This is a genomic window from Ruegeria sp. B1 (genome assembly GCF_056535885.1).
On sequence record NZ_JBQFJA010000001.1, the window covers coordinates 4,363,265 to 4,380,920 of the forward strand.

At 58.6% G+C, this 17,656-nt stretch carries 5 protein-coding genes and 1 pseudogene; 3 read left to right on the plus strand and 3 right to left on the minus strand.

The genetic code is table 11. The features are described from left to right. Positions 1 to 7 precede the first annotated feature (7 nt). Positions 8 to 10,852: an Ig-like domain-containing protein gene (locus ACR3ES_RS21675; RefSeq protein ID WP_480426412.1), complete on the minus strand. Its 10,845-nt coding sequence runs from the start codon at positions 10,850 to 10,852 to the stop codon at positions 8 to 10. 1,476 nt (positions 10,853 to 12,328) lie between these two features. Between ACR3ES_RS21675 and ACR3ES_RS21680 the strand changes: the two genes are divergently transcribed. Next, a complete protein-coding gene (locus ACR3ES_RS21680; protein WP_170438281.1) occupies positions 12,329 to 12,895 on the plus strand; it encodes a recombinase family protein in 567 nt (188 codons plus the stop codon). Positions 12,896 to 13,106: 211 nt separating this feature from the next. Here ACR3ES_RS21680 and ACR3ES_RS21685 read toward each other — a convergent pair whose 3' ends face one another. Then, on the minus strand, positions 13,107 to 13,340 hold the full coding sequence (locus ACR3ES_RS21685) for a hypothetical protein (RefSeq protein WP_480424490.1): 234 nt from the start codon (positions 13,338 to 13,340) through the stop codon (positions 13,107 to 13,109). A gap of 348 nt (positions 13,341 to 13,688) precedes the next feature. On the opposite strand from ACR3ES_RS21685, the gene ACR3ES_RS21690 reads away from it, so the two are divergent. Further along, positions 13,689 to 15,113 (plus strand): autotransporter outer membrane beta-barrel domain-containing protein, encoded by a 1,425-nt coding sequence (locus tag ACR3ES_RS21690; protein ID WP_480424491.1) that lies wholly within the window; start codon positions 13,689 to 13,691, stop codon positions 15,111 to 15,113. Between the two features lie 371 nt (positions 15,114 to 15,484). Here the strand turns inward: ACR3ES_RS21690 and ACR3ES_RS21695 are convergent, their stop codons facing one another. Then, on the minus strand, positions 15,485 to 16,483 hold the full coding sequence (locus tag ACR3ES_RS21695) for an IS110 family RNA-guided transposase (RefSeq protein ID WP_170438367.1): 999 nt from the start codon (positions 16,481 to 16,483) through the stop codon (positions 15,485 to 15,487). Between the two features lie 74 nt (positions 16,484 to 16,557). Between ACR3ES_RS21695 and ACR3ES_RS21700 the strand changes: the two are divergent. Continuing rightward, positions 16,558 to 17,557: pseudogene (locus tag ACR3ES_RS21700) on the plus strand (transposase); the annotation flags it as partial. Between the last annotated feature and the right edge of the window lie 99 nt (positions 17,558 to 17,656).

The window sequence follows — 17,656 nt, forward strand, 5'->3', positions numbered from 1 at the left end:
ATATGGCTCACAGAATTTCAAAGATTAAAAATGAATTTGATGTAGGTGCTGATCCAACTACTTCGACGTCTCCATCACCATTGAGATCAGCTATAGAAGAATGTTGTGCGCCTGTGGTGTTAGTTGAGAGAAACTGGGTACCTGTGTCGAATTGCCCTGAGCCATCATTCTGGAACACAACAAACGCACCGGATTGTGCACCAGCGTGAATAGATGACCCAATGATGTCAAGATCCCCGTCCCCGTCTACGTCTGCAATCGACGTGTGAGCTGCTCCAAGATCCAACGATGTATTGATCTGGGTATTTGCGTTGAAGTTCCCGGAACCGTCATTCCGGAAAACAACAAATGCATTAGAACCTACGGCTGATCCAATGATGTCAAGATCTCCATCCCCATCTATATCCGCAATCGACGTGTGGAACGCAACACTATCCAATGATGTATTGATCTGTGTCCCGGTATCGAAATTCCCGGAACCGTCATTCCGGAAAACAACAAACCCGCTCCCTCTCGCTGATCCAATGATATCAAGATCTCCATCCCCGTCTATGTCTGCAATCGACGTGTGGAACGCACCGCCATCCAATGATGTATCGATTTGGGTCCCGGTATCGAAATTCCCGGAACCGTCATTCCGGAAAACAACAAATGCATCGGAGAATGTTGACGATCCAATGATATCAAGATCTCCATCCCCGTCTATGTCTGCAATCGACGTGTGGGTCGCACCGTCATCCAGCGATGTATTGATCTGTGTCCCGGTATCGAAATTCCCGGAACCGTCATTGCGAAAAATAACAAACGCATTAGAATCTACGGCTGATCCAATGATATCAAGATCTCCATCCCCGTCTATATCCGCAATCGAAGTGCTGTTCGCACCGCCATCCAATGATGTATCGATTTGGGTCCCGGTATCGAAATTCCCGGAACCGTCATTCCGGAAAACAACAAATGCATCGGAGGATCTTGACGATCCAATGATATCAAGATCTCCATCCCCGTCTATATCCGCGATTGATGTGTGGGCTGCTCCATTATCTAAAGCCGTGTCAAGCTGGCTCTTTTCAGTAAATTTAATATTGGTATCCACAACAACATTGAAGGCGGCAGAGGCGGCCGAAGGACCATTGCCCGCAACATCCGTCTGTGTCGCCGTGATCGCATAGCTGCCATCCGCAAGCGCGGTGCCGCTGTGATCAAAACTCCAGTCTCCCGACGCATCCGCAACAACCGTCCCCAGGGGCGCACCGTCAAGAAAGACCTGAACCGTTGCACCCGCCTCGGCGGTGCCCGAGATCACCAGCGTGGTGTCGCTGGTCACACCATCATCCGCAACACCGGTATCGTCGCTGATCCCCGTCACAACAGGTGCTGCCGGTACAGCCGGCGTCACGCCGCCGCCATTGGTATCCACAACAACATCGAAGGCGGCAGAGGCGGCCGAAGGGCCATTGCCCGCAACATCCGTCTGTGTCGCCGTGATCGCATAGCTGCCATCCGCAAGCGCGGTGCCGCTGTGATCAAAACTCCAGTCTCCCGACGCATCCGCAACAACCGTCCCCAGGGGCGCACCGTCAAGAAAGACCTGAACCGTTGCACCCGCCTCGGCGGTGCCCGAGATCACCAGCGTGGTGTCGCTGGTCACACCATCATCCGCAACACCGGTATCGTCGCTGATCCCCGTCACAACAGGTGCTGCCGGTACAGCCGGCGTCACGCCGCCGCCATTGGTATCCACAACAACATTGAAGGCGGCAGAGGCGGCCGAAGGACCATTGCCCGCAACATCCGTCTGTGTCGCCGTGATCGCATAGCTGCCATCCGCAAGCGCGGTGCCGCTGTGATCAAAACTCCAGTCTCCCGACGCATCCGCAACAACCGTCCCCAGGGGCGCACCGTCAAGAAAGACCTGAACCGTTGCACCCGCCTCGGCGGTGCCCGAGATCACCAGCGTGGTGTCGCTGGTCACACCATCATCCGCAACACCGGTATCGTCGCTGATCCCCGTCACAACAGGTGCTGCCGGTACAGCCGGCGTCACGCCGCCGCCATTGGTATCCACAACAACATCGAAGGCGGCAGAGGCGGCCGAAGGGCCATTGCCCGCAACATCCGTCTGTGTCGCCGTGATCGCATAGCTGCCATCCGCAAGCGCGGTGCCGCTGTGATCAAAACTCCAGTCTCCCGACGCATCCGCAACAACCGTCCCCAGGGGCGCACCGTCAAGAAAGACCTGAACCGTTGCACCCGCCTCGGCGGTGCCCGAGATCACCAGCGTGGTGTCGCTGGTCACACCATCATCCGCAACACCGGTATCGTCGCTGATCCCCGTCACAACAGGTGCTGCCGGTACAGCCGGCGTCACGCCGCCGCCATTGGTATCCACAACAACATCGAAGGCGGCAGAGGCGGCCGAAGGGCCATTGCCCGCAACATCCGTCTGTGTCGCCGTGATCGCATAGCTGCCATCCGCAAGCGCGGTGCCGCTGTGATCAAAGCTCCAGTCTCCCGACGCATCCGCAACAACCGTCCCCAGGGGCGCACCGTCAAGAAAGACCTGAACCGTTGCACCCGCCTCGGCGGTGCCCGAGATCACCAGCGTGGTGTCGCTGGTCACACCATCATCCGCAACACCGGTATCGTCGCTGATCCCCGTCACAACAGGTGCTGCCGGTACAGCCGGCGTCACGCCGCCGCCATTGGTATCCACAACAACATCGAAGGCGGCAGAGGCGGCCGAAGGGCCATTGCCCGCAACATCCGTCTGTGTCGCCGTGATCGCATAGCTGCCATCCGCAAGCGCGGTGCCGCTGTGATCAAAACTCCAGTCTCCCGACGCATCCGCAACAACCGTCCCCAGGGGCGCACCGTCAAGAAAGACCTGAACCGTTGCACCCGCCTCGGCGGTGCCCGAGATCACCAGCGTGGTGTCGCTGGTCACACCATCATCCGCAACACCGGTATCGTCGCTGATCCCCGTCACAACAGGTGCTGCCGGTACAGCCGGCGTCACGCCGCCGCCATTGGTATCCACAACAACATCGAAGGCGGCAGAGGCGGCCGAAGGGCCATTGCCCGCAACATCCGTCTGTGTCGCCGTGATCGCATAGCTGCCATCCGCAAGCGCGGTGCCGCTGTGATCAAAGCTCCAGTCTCCCGACGCATCCGCAACAACCGTCCCCAGGGGCGCACCGTCAAGAAAGACCTGAACCGTTGCACCCGCCTCGGCGGTGCCCGAGATCACCAGCGTGGTGTCGCTGGTCACACCATCATCCGCAACACCGGTATCGTCGCTGATCCCCGTCACAACAGGTGCTGCCGGTACAGCCGGCGTCACGCCGCCGCCATTGGTATCCACAACAACATCGAAGGCGGCAGAGGCGGCCGAAGGACCATTGCCCGCAACATCCGTCTGTGTCGCCGTGATCGCATAGCTGCCATCCGCAAGCGCGGTGCCGCTGTGATCAAAACTCCAGTCTCCCGACGCATCCGCAACAACCGTCCCCAGGGGCGCACCGTCAAGAAAGACCTGAACCGTTGCACCCGCCTCGGCGGTGCCCGAGATCACCAGCGTGGTGTCGCTGGTCACACCATCATCCGCAACACCGGTATCGTCGCTGATCCCCGTCACAACAGGTGCTGCCGGTACAGCCGGCGTCACGCCGCCGCCATTGGTATCCACAACAACATCGAAGGCGGCAGAGGCGGCCGAAGGACCATTGCCCGCAACATCCGTCTGTGTCGCCGTGATCGCATAGCTGCCATCCGCAAGCGCGGTGCCGCTGTGATCAAAACTCCAGTCTCCCGACGCATCCGCAACAACCGTCCCCAGGGGCGCACCGTCAAGAAAGACCTGAACCGTTGCACCCGCCTCGGCGGTGCCCGAGATCACCAGCGTGGTGTCGCTGGTCACACCATCATCCGCAACACCGGTATCGTCGCTGATCCCCGTCACAACAGGTGCTGCCGGTACAGCCGGCGTCACGCCGCCGCCATTGGTATCCACAACAACATCGAAGGCGGCAGAGGCGGCCGAAGGGCCATTGCCCGCAACATCCGTCTGTGTCGCCGTGATCGCATAGCTGCCATCCGCAAGCGCGGTGCCGCTGTGATCAAAGCTCCAGTCTCCCGACGCATCCGCAACAACCGTCCCCAGGGGCGCACCGTCAAGAAAGACCTGAACCGTTGCACCCGCCTCGGCGGTGCCCGAGATCACCAGCGTGGTGTCGCTGGTCACACCATCATCCGCAACACCGGTATCGTCGCTGATCCCCGTCACAACAGGTGCTGCCGGTACAGCCGGCGTCACGCCGCCGCCATTGGTATCCACAACAACATCGAAGGCGGCAGAGGCGGCCGAAGGACCATTGCCCGCAACATCCGTCTGTGTCGCCGTGATCGCATAGCTGCCATCCGCAAGCGCGGTGCCGCTGTGATCAAAACTCCAGTCTCCCGACGCATCCGCAACAACCGTCCCCAGGGGCGCACCGTCAAGAAAGACCTGAACCGTTGCACCCGCCTCGGCGGTGCCCGAGATCACCAGCGTGGTGTCGCTGGTCACACCATCATCCGCAACACCGGTATCGTCGCTGATCCCCGTCACAACAGGTGCTGCCGGTACAGCCGGCGTCACGCCGCCGCCATTGGTATCCACAACAACATCGAAGGCGGCAGAGGCGGCCGAAGGGCCATTGCCCGCAACATCCGTCTGTGTCGCCGTGATCGCATAGCTGCCATCCGCAAGCGCGGTGCCGCTGTGATCAAAACTCCAGTCTCCCGACGCATCCGCAACAACCGTCCCCAGGGGCGCACCGTCAAGAAAGACCTGAACCGTTGCACCCGCCTCGGCGGTGCCCGAGATCACCAGCGTGGTGTCGCTGGTCACACCATCATCCGCAACACCGGTATCGTCGCTGATCCCCGTCACAACAGGTGCTGCCGGTACAGCCGGCGTCACGCCGCCGCCATTGGTATCCACAACAACATCGAAGGCGGCAGAGGCGGCCGAAGGGCCATTGCCCGCAACATCCGTCTGTGTCGCCGTGATCGCATAGCTGCCATCCGCAAGCGCGGTGCCGCTGTGATCAAAGCTCCAGTCTCCCGACGCATCCGCAACAACCGTCCCCAGGGGCGCACCGTCAAGAAAGACCTGAACCGTTGCACCCGCCTCGGCGGTGCCCGAGATCACCAGCGTGGTGTCGCTGGTCACACCATCATCCGCAACACCGGTATCGTCGCTGATCCCCGTCACAACAGGTGCTGCCGGTACAGCCGGCGTCACGCCGCCGCCATTGGTATCCACAACAACATCGAAGGCGGCAGAGGCGGCCGAAGGGCCATTGCCCGCAACATCCGTCTGTGTCGCCGTGATCGCATAGCTGCCATCCGCAAGCGCGGTGCCGCTGTGATCAAAGCTCCAGTCTCCCGACGCATCCGCAACAACCGTCCCCAGGGGCGCACCGTCAAGAAAGACCTGAACCGTTGCACCCGCCTCGGCGGTGCCCGAGATCACCAGCGTGGTGTCGCTGGTCACACCATCATCCGCAACACCGGTATCGTCGCTGATCCCCGTCACAACAGGTGCTGCCGGTACAGCCGGCGTCACGCCGCCGCCATTGGTATCCACAACAACATCGAAGGCGGCAGAGGCGGCCGAAGGACCATTGCCCGCAACATCCGTCTGTGTCGCCGTGATCGCATAGCTGCCATCCGCAAGCGCGGTGCCGCTGTGATCAAAACTCCAGTCTCCCGACGCATCCGCAACAACCGTCCCCAGGGGCGCACCGTCAAGAAAGACCTGAACCGTTGCACCCGCCTCGGCGGTGCCCGAGATCACCAGCGTGGTGTCGCTGGTCACACCATCATCCGCAACACCGGTATCGTCGCTGATCCCCGTCACAACAGGTGCTGCCGGTACAGCCGGCGTCACGCCGCCGCCATTGGTATCCACAACAACATCGAAGGCGGCAGAGGCGGCCGAAGGGCCATTGCCCGCAACATCCGTCTGTGTCGCCGTGATCGCATAGCTGCCATCCGCAAGCGCGGTGCCGCTGTGATCAAAACTCCAGTCTCCCGACGCATCCGCAACAACCGTCCCCAGGGGCGCACCGTCAAGAAAGACCTGAACCGTTGCACCCGCCTCGGCGGTGCCCGAGATCACCAGCGTGGTGTCGCTGGTCACACCATCATCCGCAACACCGGTATCGTCGCTGATCCCCGTCACAACAGGTGCTGCCGGTACAGCCGGCGTCACGCCGCCGCCATTGGTATCCACAACAACATCGAAGGCGGCAGAGGCGGCCGAAGGGCCATTGCCCGCAACATCCGTCTGTGTCGCCGTGATCGCATAGCTGCCATCCGCAAGCGCGGTGCCGCTGTGATCAAAGCTCCAGTCTCCCGACGCATCCGCAACAACCGTCCCCAGGGGCGCACCGTCAAGAAAGACCTGAACCGTTGCACCCGCCTCGGCGGTGCCCGAGATCACCAGCGTGGTGTCGCTGGTCACACCATCATCCGCAACACCGGTATCGTCGCTGATCCCCGTCACAACAGGTGCTGCCGGTACAGCCGGCGTCACGCCGCCGCCATTGGTATCCACAACAACATCGAAGGCGGCAGAGGCGGCCGAAGGGCCATTGCCCGCAACATCCGTCTGTGTCGCCGTGATCGCATAGCTGCCATCCGCAAGCGCGGTGCCGCTGTGATCAAAACTCCAGTCTCCCGACGCATCCGCAACAACCGTCCCCAGGGGCGCACCGTCAAGAAAGACCTGAACCGTTGCACCCGCCTCGGCGGTGCCCGAGATCACCAGCGTGGTGTCGCTGGTCACACCATCATCCGCAACACCGGTATCGTCGCTGATCCCCGTCACAACAGGTGCTGCCGGTACAGCCGGCGTCACGCCGCCGCCATTGGTATCCACAACAACATCGAAGGCGGCAGAGGCGGCCGAAGGGCCATTGCCCGCAACATCCGTCTGTGTCGCCGTGATCGCATAGCTGCCATCCGCAAGCGCGGTGCCGCTGTGATCAAAGCTCCAGTCTCCCGACGCATCCGCAACAACCGTCCCCAGGGGCGCACCGTCAAGAAAGACCTGAACCGTTGCACCCGCCTCGGCGGTGCCCGAGATCACCAGCGTGGTGTCGCTGGTCACACCATCATCCGCAACACCGGTATCGTCGCTGATCCCCGTCACAACAGGTGCTGCCGGTACAGCCGGCGTCACGCCGCCGCCATTGGTATCCACAACAACATCGAAGGCGGCAGAGGCGGCCGAAGGACCATTGCCCGCAACATCCGTCTGTGTCGCCGTGATCGCATAGCTGCCATCCGCAAGCGCGGTGCCGCTGTGATCAAAACTCCAGTCTCCCGACGCATCCGCAACAACCGTCCCCAGGGGCGCACCGTCAAGAAAGACCTGAACCGTTGCACCCGCCTCGGCGGTGCCCGAGATCACCAGCGTGGTGTCGCTGGTCACACCATCATCCGCAACACCGGTATCGTCGCTGATCCCCGTCACAACAGGTGCTGCCGGTACAGCCGGCGTCACGCCGCCGCCATTGGTATCCACAACAACATCGAAGGCGGCAGAGGCGGCCGAAGGACCATTGCCCGCAACATCCGTCTGTGTCGCCGTGATCGCATAGCTGCCATCCGCAAGCGCGGTGCCGCTGTGATCAAAACTCCAGTCTCCCGACGCATCCGCAACAACCGTCCCCAGGGGCGCACCGTCAAGAAAGACCTGAACCGTTGCACCCGCCTCGGCGGTGCCCGAGATCACCAGCGTGGTGTCGCTGGTCACACCATCATCCGCAACACCGGTATCGTCGCTGATCCCCGTCACAACAGGTGCTGCCGGTACAGCCGGCGTCACGCCGCCGCCATTGGTATCCACAACAACATCGAAGGCGGCAGAGGCGGCCGAAGGGCCATTGCCCGCAACATCCGTCTGTGTCGCCGTGATCGCATAGCTGCCATCCGCAAGCGCGGTGCCGCTGTGATCAAAACTCCAGTCTCCCGACGCATCCGCAACAACCGTCCCCAGGGGCGCACCGTCAAGAAAGACCTGAACCGTTGCACCCGCCTCGGCGGTGCCCGAGATCACCAGCGTGGTGTCGCTGGTCACACCATCATCCGCAACACCGGTATCGTCGCTGATCCCCGTCACAACAGGTGCTGCCGGTACAGCCGGCGTCACGCCGCCGCCATTGGTATCCACAACAACATCGAAGGCGGCAGAGGCGGCCGAAGGGCCATTGCCCGCAACATCCGTCTGTGTCGCCGTGATCGCATAGCTGCCATCCGCAAGCGCGGTGCCGCTGTGATCAAAACTCCAGTCTCCCGACGCATCCGCAACAACCGTCCCCAGGGGCGCACCGTCAAGAAAGACCTGAACCGTTGCACCCGCCTCGGCGGTGCCCGAGATCACCAGCGTGGTGTCGCTGGTCACACCATCATCCGCAACACCGGTATCGTCGCTGATCCCCGTCACAACAGGTGCTGCCGGTACAGCCGGCGTCACGCCGCCGCCATTGGTATCCACAACAACATTGAAGGCGGCAGAGGCGGCCGAAGGACCATTGCCCGCAACATCCGTCTGTGTCGCCGTGATCGCATAGCTGCCATCCGCAAGCGCGGTGCCGCTGTGATCAAAACTCCAGTCTCCCGACGCATCCGCAACAACCGTCCCCAGGGGCGCACCGTCAAGAAAGACCTGAACCGTTGCACCCGCCTCGGCGGTGCCCGAGATCACCAGCGTGGTGTCGCTGGTCACACCATCATCCGCAACACCGGTATCGTCGCTGATCCCCGTCACAACAGGTGCTGCCGGTACAGCCGGCGTCACGCCGCCGCCATTGGTATCCACAACAACATCGAAGGCGGCAGAGGCGGCCGAAGGACCATTGCCCGCAACATCCGTCTGTGTCGCCGTGATCGCATAGCTGCCATCCGCAAGCGCGGTGCCGCTGTGATCAAAACTCCAGTCTCCCGACGCATCCGCAACAACCGTCCCCAGGGGCGCACCGTCAAGAAAGACCTGAACCGTTGCACCCGCCTCGGCGGTGCCCGAGATCACCAGCGTGGTGTCGCTGGTCACACCATCATCCGCAACACCGGTATCGTCGCTGATCCCCGTCACAACAGGTGCTGCCGGTACAGCCGGCGTCACGCCGCCGCCATTGGTATCCACAACAACATCGAAGGCGGCAGAGGCGGCCGAAGGGCCATTGCCCGCAACATCCGTCTGTGTCGCCGTGATCGCATAGCTGCCATCCGCAAGCGCGGTGCCGCTGTGATCAAAGCTCCAGTCTCCCGACGCATCCGCAACAACCGTCCCCAGGGGCGCACCGTCAAGAAAGACCTGAACCGTTGCACCCGCCTCGGCGGTGCCCGAGATCACCAGCGTGGTGTCGCTGGTCACACCATCATCCGCAACACCGGTATCGTCGCTGATCCCCGTCACAACAGGTGCTGCCGGTACAGCCGGCGTCACGCCGCCGCCATTGGTATCCACAACAACATCGAAGGCGGCAGAGGCGGCCGAAGGGCCATTGCCCGCAACATCCGTCTGTGTCGCCGTGATCGCATAGCTGCCATCCGCAAGCGCGGTGCCGCTGTGATCAAAACTCCAGTCTCCCGACGCATCCGCAACAACCGTCCCCAGGGGCGCACCGTCAAGAAAGACCTGAACCGTTGCACCCGCCTCGGCGGTGCCCGAGATCACCAGCGTGGTGTCGCTGGTCACACCATCATCCGCAACACCGGTATCGTCGCTGATCCCCGTCACAACAGGTGCTGCCGGTACAGCCGGCGTCACGCCGCCGCCATTGGTATCCACAACAACATCGAAGGCGGCAGAGGCGGCCGAAGGGCCATTGCCCGCAACATCCGTCTGTGTCGCCGTGATCGCATAGCTGCCATCCGCAAGCGCGGTGCCGCTGTGATCAAAGCTCCAGTCTCCCGACGCATCCGCAACAACCGTCCCCAGGGGCGCACCGTCAAGAAAGACCTGAACCGTTGCACCCGCCTCGGCGGTGCCCGAGATCACCAGCGTGGTGTCGCTGGTCACACCATCATCCGCAACACCGGTATCGTCGCTGATCCCCGTCACAACAGGTGCTGCCGGTACAGCCGGCGTCACGCCGCCGCCATTGGTATCCACAACAACATCGAAGGCGGCAGAGGCGGCCGAAGGACCATTGCCCGCAACATCCGTCTGTGTCGCCGTGATCGCATAGCTGCCATCCGCAAGCGCGGTGCCGCTGTGATCAAAACTCCAGTCTCCCGACGCATCCGCAACAACCGTCCCCAGGGGCGCACCGTCAAGAAAGACCTGAACCGTTGCACCCGCCTCGGCGGTGCCCGAGATCACCAGCGTGGTGTCGCTGGTCACACCATCATCCGCAACACCGGTATCGTCGCTGATCCCCGTCACAACAGGTGCTGCCGGTACAGCCGGCGTCACGCCGCCGCCATTGGTATCATCACCTTCCAATGAAACCACAGCACCCAAAACACCAACTCCTACACCAAGCAACCCGGATGCAGAAATAGGCGAGGCCGAAAGCGCCAGTGATGTGGATGTCAAGGCTGAGCCATCAGCGAGGATCAGAAGGTTGTCAAGCCCATCTGCATGTGTTTCAAAAAAATTGACAAGCTTGATTTCAGAGCCATCTTCCAAGACTAAAATCAGGTTGTCTCCATTGCGGAATGTCGCCGCAATGTCTTCAGCTCCAGCATCGATCCAGACTTCAGACGGCTCCGAAAGACTAACTTCAAGGTCACCTTTCGCAAAATTTAAAGAGATATCTGAAACACGGGATTTAACAAAAGCGATTAACGACACAGTATTCTCCAGCCATCAACTTATTTCCATTTTCTTTCAGCTTTTCAAAATCGCTTGACGAAGCGGAATATACCCGCCTGCAGAGCACTCTCGCCTCGTCAAGCTCCTCCCTTCCAATGAACGGCTTCCGTGAGTGGGGGTTTTCGGTTACCCGTTCGAGTAAGGGAGTTGATCGTATTGAGGTGCAGCGAAAGCTCTTCGCTGACAGCCCTCAGTGATTGATATAAACCTCGAAAGACTTGCAATGTTTGGCCGGCCATCCTCAGGAAAACAATCCGCCAAACTGCCTCAGCGCCAATACAAACCCATCATTAGAAGATGATCCTGGGGCATTCACAACACTAAGAATTCAATTGCCAAAGATTCACTAGAACATACTACGCGCCCTCACTATCTGACGTCGTCGCCAACAGAGGTTGTTTTGTCGCGCCCTCCAAATAGCCTTACGCAATCGATCTTCGGACACCGGAGAGTGGAGACTCGCGTCCGCGATTGTCAATCGATGAGTGTCGAATTCATCTCTCTGAAATTCACGGGAGAGCAAGACCACGGGAATATCCGCGACCTCTTCCCTCAGCAGCCTCAGATCGTCAAGAATCTCACTCAACGGCAAAAACTGCTGGAGAAAATCCAGATCGAAAACAGCGAGCGTCCATCCCCGCTTCTTTAAGTTTCTTCTCGCTAACAAGGAACCGACAGCCGCTTCCATATCGTCCAAAATATCAAGCTCGAAGCCACAATCGGCTAGCCGACGAACAACGCTATCACCGGACTGGCATCCAGCCGCAGAAACTACAATGCAGCTCCCACAGCAAGGAACCGTGAGATCCCCATTCATTTGCACCCAATTCGCCAACTTGAGCCCTGATTGCGAAGCATCCAGATCGCCTGTGAGCACCAAAAATGGCCGCCCCTCAGTTTCCTCTGCTCCTTTAGCATGACTTAAAAGCGTGCAACTCTTGGCTTCCGAGCGCCGACCAGCACCAAGCGCGGTCCGCATCACCTCGTTAATGCGCCCAAGGAATGATGTTCGAGTCATCCCTTTACGCCCTGCCCGCATCGATAAATACGCGCCAAATCAATAAGGCGTTAAATGCCAGATTCCCAATCAGGCAGTAAGAGATCAAACCAACCCAAACGCCGAAACCAACCCATACCGAAACACATGCACCCAAAAAACCAAGCGACACTGAGAGCACAAGATACCCAAGCCCGCCCGAAACGACATCGGTCGAACCCCATGTCAAAATCGGTCCTTTTTGTCGCACTGATACCATTACCGAGCCTCCATCAGGATCGCGACCTCATCGCCTTATAAAGCGCGCGATTTTCACTTTTCAGATTATCAACCTCTACTCATGACGTAAGTTACCGCTTATGTCACTTACTGTCAATGCTATTTGAGTGAAGGTTTAAAAAATAAAATTGGCCACTTAACCCCTTGTAAAATCATCCATAAAACAATAAGAGGCAATGATGAAGATTGGATATGCACGCGTGTCGACCGACGAACAAAGGTTGGACCTACAGATTTCCGCACTTGAGAAGGCCGGCTGCCAGAAAATATACAAAGATATTGGAGTTTCCGGGTCCGAGATGTCTCGGCCCGGATTGGATGCTGCTTTACATTCACTAAGCGAAGGCGAGTCTTTAACTGTCTGGCGCCTAGATCGGTTGGGCAGATCGTTAGGTGGCGTCATTCAGCTAATCGATTTATTGGGCAATCGAGGGATAAATTTTCATTCCATTACTGAACTAATCGATACTGCGTCAAGTTCTGGTAGGTTCATCTTTCATATCATGGCTGCCTTATCGGAGTTCGAACGTTCTTTGATTAGCGAACGAACGCGAGCTGGCCTCGTTGAAGCAAGGGCAAGGGGTTCGCGCATTGGACGTCCGCGTGCACTCTCGGACAGGAAAATGAATTTAGCGATCAGAGATGTTAAGATAAACGGAATAGCTGTGGAACTTGTCGCAAAAAAGTATGATGTTTCGAAGCGCACAATGCAAAGATATTTGTCTAATCATAACGCAAACCCTTAATTCAAGGTTGGGGCTTCGGGCCGTAATTTTATGAATTCTGATGTCTGAATTTAATCGCTGACCATCCGACTCTACGCAACTAAAGGAAAGTAAGACTACAGCTATGGATAAACTGAGACGATTTGCAGAGCTCGCAAACCGAATTTTTAAATGCCAGCATTACCGGCCGGATACAAAAAGTACACCTCAGCGCTGCACCCGTGAGCAAGCTCTAATAGCCCTGATCAGTATAGCAGTTCTGGGCGCGCCATACCCAGCCATAGCGCAAACGGTTCATCGTTTTGAGCATACTGGAGCCATCGTTGATTGGACCGTACCGGTAGCGGGTACGTATCGCATTGTCGCCATTGGCGCCCAAGGTGCCGCTGGAAACCCAAGTTTTTCCGGTGGTCGAGGCGCGCAGATAGAAGGTAAGTTCGAGTTTAGCGAAGGTCAGCGCTTGCAAATTGCTGTAGGTGGAGCGGGCACTGCGACCTCATCGAATAATTCGGGCAGTGGCGGCGGCGGCGGCGGCACGTTTCTTGTCGATGAAAACGATAACCCGCTTCTGATTGCAGGTGGAGGTGGTGGAACCCGTTCTTTTTCTAGTCAAGACGGTACTGATGCTTCAATCACGGAAAGAGGGTGGAGCGGGAGTGGCAACCTAGAAACATATACGCCCGTACCTGCCGCAAACGATGGGGCCGGTGGCGCCGCCCCACGGCACGGATGGGGTTCAGCTGGTGCTGGCTTTTTTGGGGATGGCGCAGACGATGCTCCTCTAGGCACCGGAGGAAGAAGCTGGGCGAATGGCATGACAGGAGGAGTCAAAACCGGATCTTGTGCTGGCGCGCCAGCTTTCGGAGGGTTTGGCGGCGGCGGCAGTGGTGACGGGTGTTTTGGCGGCGGCGGCGGCGGCGGCTATTCCGGTGGCGACGGCGGTCGGGTTGCTGGTGGCGGTGGGTCCTTTAACAGCGGCGCCAATCCAGCCGCCATTGCAGGCGTCGGCGTCGGGAATGGATCTTTGACCATTACCCTATTGTCCGAATTAAAAACCGAGGAGAGCACACCTGTCGAAACCACAACCGCCCTGATCAGCGATTTTCAGCAGGTGCGCGGCCAAATGATCGTTGCCAATGGCCCAAAAACCAATCGCCGGATCGGTCGCCTAAGGGGCGAGCGCCGTTCGGATGGCGGTGTATTCGTCGAAGGTGCTGCACTGCGCAACAGTGCGCTGCCGCTTCGGCTGGAGCTTTCTTCGGGTCGCACGAGCTTTTCGTTCAGCACCCGGGATACCGTTGCCGGATCAACCGAACTGGACTTCAAGCTGCCCAGACCAGGCCAACCTGAGGCGGATAATGATGGCACAACACCGTCGGATAATGTTGGCAACGCACAACAAGGCAACGTAGCGAACCATGATGCATCGTCTCAGGGCATTGTCGCCCGTGCGAAGAATGCCATAAGTGCAACGCCTGTCATCCGGGACAGCTCACCGTGGGAATTCTGGACGGAAGGCACCATTGCAGAGATGCAATTCAGGGGCCGTGATGGCAACTTCACCATTCTGCATGTCGGGTTGGATTATCTGGTGACGCCGGACGTTCTGCTGGGTTTTAGTCTGCAATATGACAGGGCATCGCTGAGCGGCACGTCAGATCGCATTGACGGTGAGGGGTACATGGTCGGACCGTATGTGACTGCCCGTCTGTGGGACAACCTGTACTTTGATGGACGCCTCGCCTGGGGTGAGTCGGACAACACTGTCTCGCCATTCGGAACCTACAGCGATGACTACGATTCCGAACGCAAGCTGGTGACGGCGGCTCTGATCGGTGACTACGCCCTCGGAGATGCGATCACCTTCAGCCCCGAGGCGCGCCTGTCTTGGTACGAAACAAAGTCTGATGCTTATGTGGACAGCCAGAACATAGATATCCCCTCGGTGACGACGTCTTTCGGGTCGCTTGAATTGACGCCGACGCTTTCGCATAGCTTTGAACTGTCGGAAGGCATTCTGACAGCGCAGGTCGGTGCATCTACGATTTGGGCGTTCGATGTTGATACCGACGGTGCGTCTGGCGAATTGATCGAAGGTGCCCGCGGGCGTGTCGAACTGGGTGCAGAATATAGCAGCCAGTCCAACTATCTGCTCAGCAGTTCGGTGTTCTATGACGGCATCGGGCAATCGGGCTTCAATTTCTGGGGTCTTACCCTCGAATTGGATGTGAGATTCTGATCACGCTCGATCAGGACAAAAAGCAGCGGTCGACCTGTCTGACGTCAGCGCCAATGGGACAGTTTAGGTTGATTTGATAAGAGAGGGTTTCTGGCTCATCGTAACCGCCAAGGAGTGGATCTATGGACGCCCCCTGCGCAAGGTGTTTTTTGTGATGATGTTGACGGCATTGGATGCGTGAATCTATCCGGCCTTTGATTGAAGCATCTTTGCTCCTGGCCTCGATGGGATCCGCTGGTTTCAGTGCCTTCCAAGATGACCGGCCTTTCCTGGCCACCACTCCTTACAGGCTGTGAATTGCGGCCCCTGCCGTTACACCATCGTCTCGTCACCTCGCATTCTTAGAGCGCCAGTACTTTCCGGGCTGCCCGCTACGCCGCTTTGTAGCCTTCTCCGCTCCGCAAAATCGCCCAGGCAATGCGTGCTGTCTTGTTGGCGATAGCCACGAGCGTTTTGTTGTGACCTGCGCGTGCCAGCAAGCCCTGCGCCCATCTCGCGCGTTGATCATCACGATTGGCGATCCTGATCAGGACGGACCGGGCGCCGTGGATGAGCTGGCGCCGCAGGTATTGGTTGCCTCGTTTGCCTATGCCACCAAGCCGGGGCTTGCCGCCCGTCGTATATTGTCTGGGAACCAAGCCTATCCATGCCGCGAGTGCCCGGCCAGACGAAAAGTGTCGACCGTCATCAACGGCAGCGATCAAGGCGGTGGCGATCACAGGCCCGACGCCGGGGAGGGTTGCAAGACGTTTGCACCGCTCATCGGTCCGGCAGATCGCGATTAGCTTACGGTCGAGCTCAGCGACGTGTTTGTCCAACGCTTCGAATTCGGCGATAAGTGCGTTGAAGTTTTCCGTTGCCAGCGCTGACAACTTGGCCTCAGCGACGGCGTTTCTGATATCCTTTCGGAACCGAAAGGCACCGACTGGAATGACAACGCCATACTCCCCCAGAAGGCCCCGAATGTGATTAATCAATCCGGTCCGTTGTGTGATGAGACGATCACGTGTTCGATGCAGCATCTGCAAATCCTGTTGCTCCGTCGTCTTCACTGGGACAAATCGCATAGTCGGGCGCAGTGCGGCCTCATAGATCGCCTCGGCATCAACAGCGTCGTTCTTGGAGCCTTTGACAAACGGCATTACGAACCGCGGATGAACGAGGCGCACGGCATAGCCTTGCGCCTCAAACTGTCTGCCCCAGTGATGAGCGCTGGCACAAGCCTCCATGGCGACTGTTTCCGGGGAATACTCCTGAACGGCAGCGGCGAGTTTTGATCTGGTCACCTTCTTCGAGATTACCTCGCCCTCATTGGTGATTCCGTGGATGTGAAACGACTGTTTGCCTAAATCAATCGCAAGTAACTGCATTCTGTGAACTCCTTCTGCTTGATACGTCTGCCGAAAACTATCGGCATCGGTGCAAGGGGCGTCCATTCCATAAGATGAGAAAGAAACCCGGAACCAAGCAGAGCCACGGTGAGAAGGTCGTAAAGGACATTCGCCGTGCGACCCGCAAACAGTACTCCGCAGAAGAGAAGATCAGGATCGTGCTGGACGGCCTAAAAGGCGAGGACAGCATTGCAGAGCTCTGCCGCCGTGAAGGCATCGCGCAGAGCCTCTACTACAGCTGGTCCAAAGAGTTCCTAGAGGCGGGCAAAAAGCGGCTGGCAGGTGACACGGCACGTGCTGCGACAGCGACCGAGGTCAAAGACCTGCGCCGTGAAGCCCGCGATCTGAAAGAAGTTGTGGCAGAACAGGCCCTGGAACTGCGGCTTCTCAAAAAAGCATGATCGCGGATAGGGACGACGACGAATGAGATATCCTGCATCCGAAAAACTGGAAATCATCCGCTTGGTTGAGCAATCGCATCTGCCGACCAAACGCACTTTGGAAAAGCTGGGTATTCCGAAGACCACCTTCTATCGCTGGTACGACCGATATCTCGTCGGTGGCCCCGAGGCGCTTGAAGATCGAAGACCCACGCCGTCACGGGTCTGGAACCACATTCCCACGCCAGTGCGCGAGAAGATCAAGGATCTGGCCCTGAAGGAAAGTGAGCTTTCCCCGCGTGAGTTGGCTGCACGCTTCACCGACACAGAAAAGTACTTTATGTCAGAGGCTTCGGTCTATCGCATCCTCAAGTCCTACGATCTGATCACCAGCCCGGCTTATGTGGTTCTGTCCGCTGCGGATGAGTTCCGGGACAAGACAGCGAGGCCGAACGAGCTTTGGCAGACAGACTTCACATATTTGAAGGTCATCGGTTGGGGCTGGTTCTATCTCAGCACGATCTTGGACGACTACAGCCGATACATCATTGCCTGGAAGCTTTGTACGACGATGAAGACTGAGGATGTGACAGCCACGCTGGACCAGGCGCTACAGGCGTCGGGCTGTGATCAGGCAACTGTGCTGCACAAACCGCGTCCGCTCAGCGACAACGTCCTATGTGCAGAATGGTCGGCAGATTTGGCATCAGGTCATTGTCATGCTGGGGTGTTCCAGCATGGTCGAATGTGTGTCAGTTCGGCATTTTGGTCA

What these genes read in the sequence shown, in the direction of transcription:
- ACR3ES_RS21680 (WP_170438281.1), top strand. Translation starts at nt 12,329, where the DNA reads ATGAAGATTGGATATGCACGCGTGTCGACCGACGAACAAAGGTTGGAC.
- ACR3ES_RS21690 (WP_480424491.1), top strand. Translation starts at nt 13,689, where the DNA reads ATGACAGGAGGAGTCAAAACCGGATCTTGTGCTGGCGCGCCAGCTTTC.
- ACR3ES_RS21695 (WP_170438367.1), bottom strand. Translation starts at nt 16,483, where the DNA reads ATGCAGTTACTTGCGATTGATTTAGGCAAACAGTCGTTTCACATCCAC.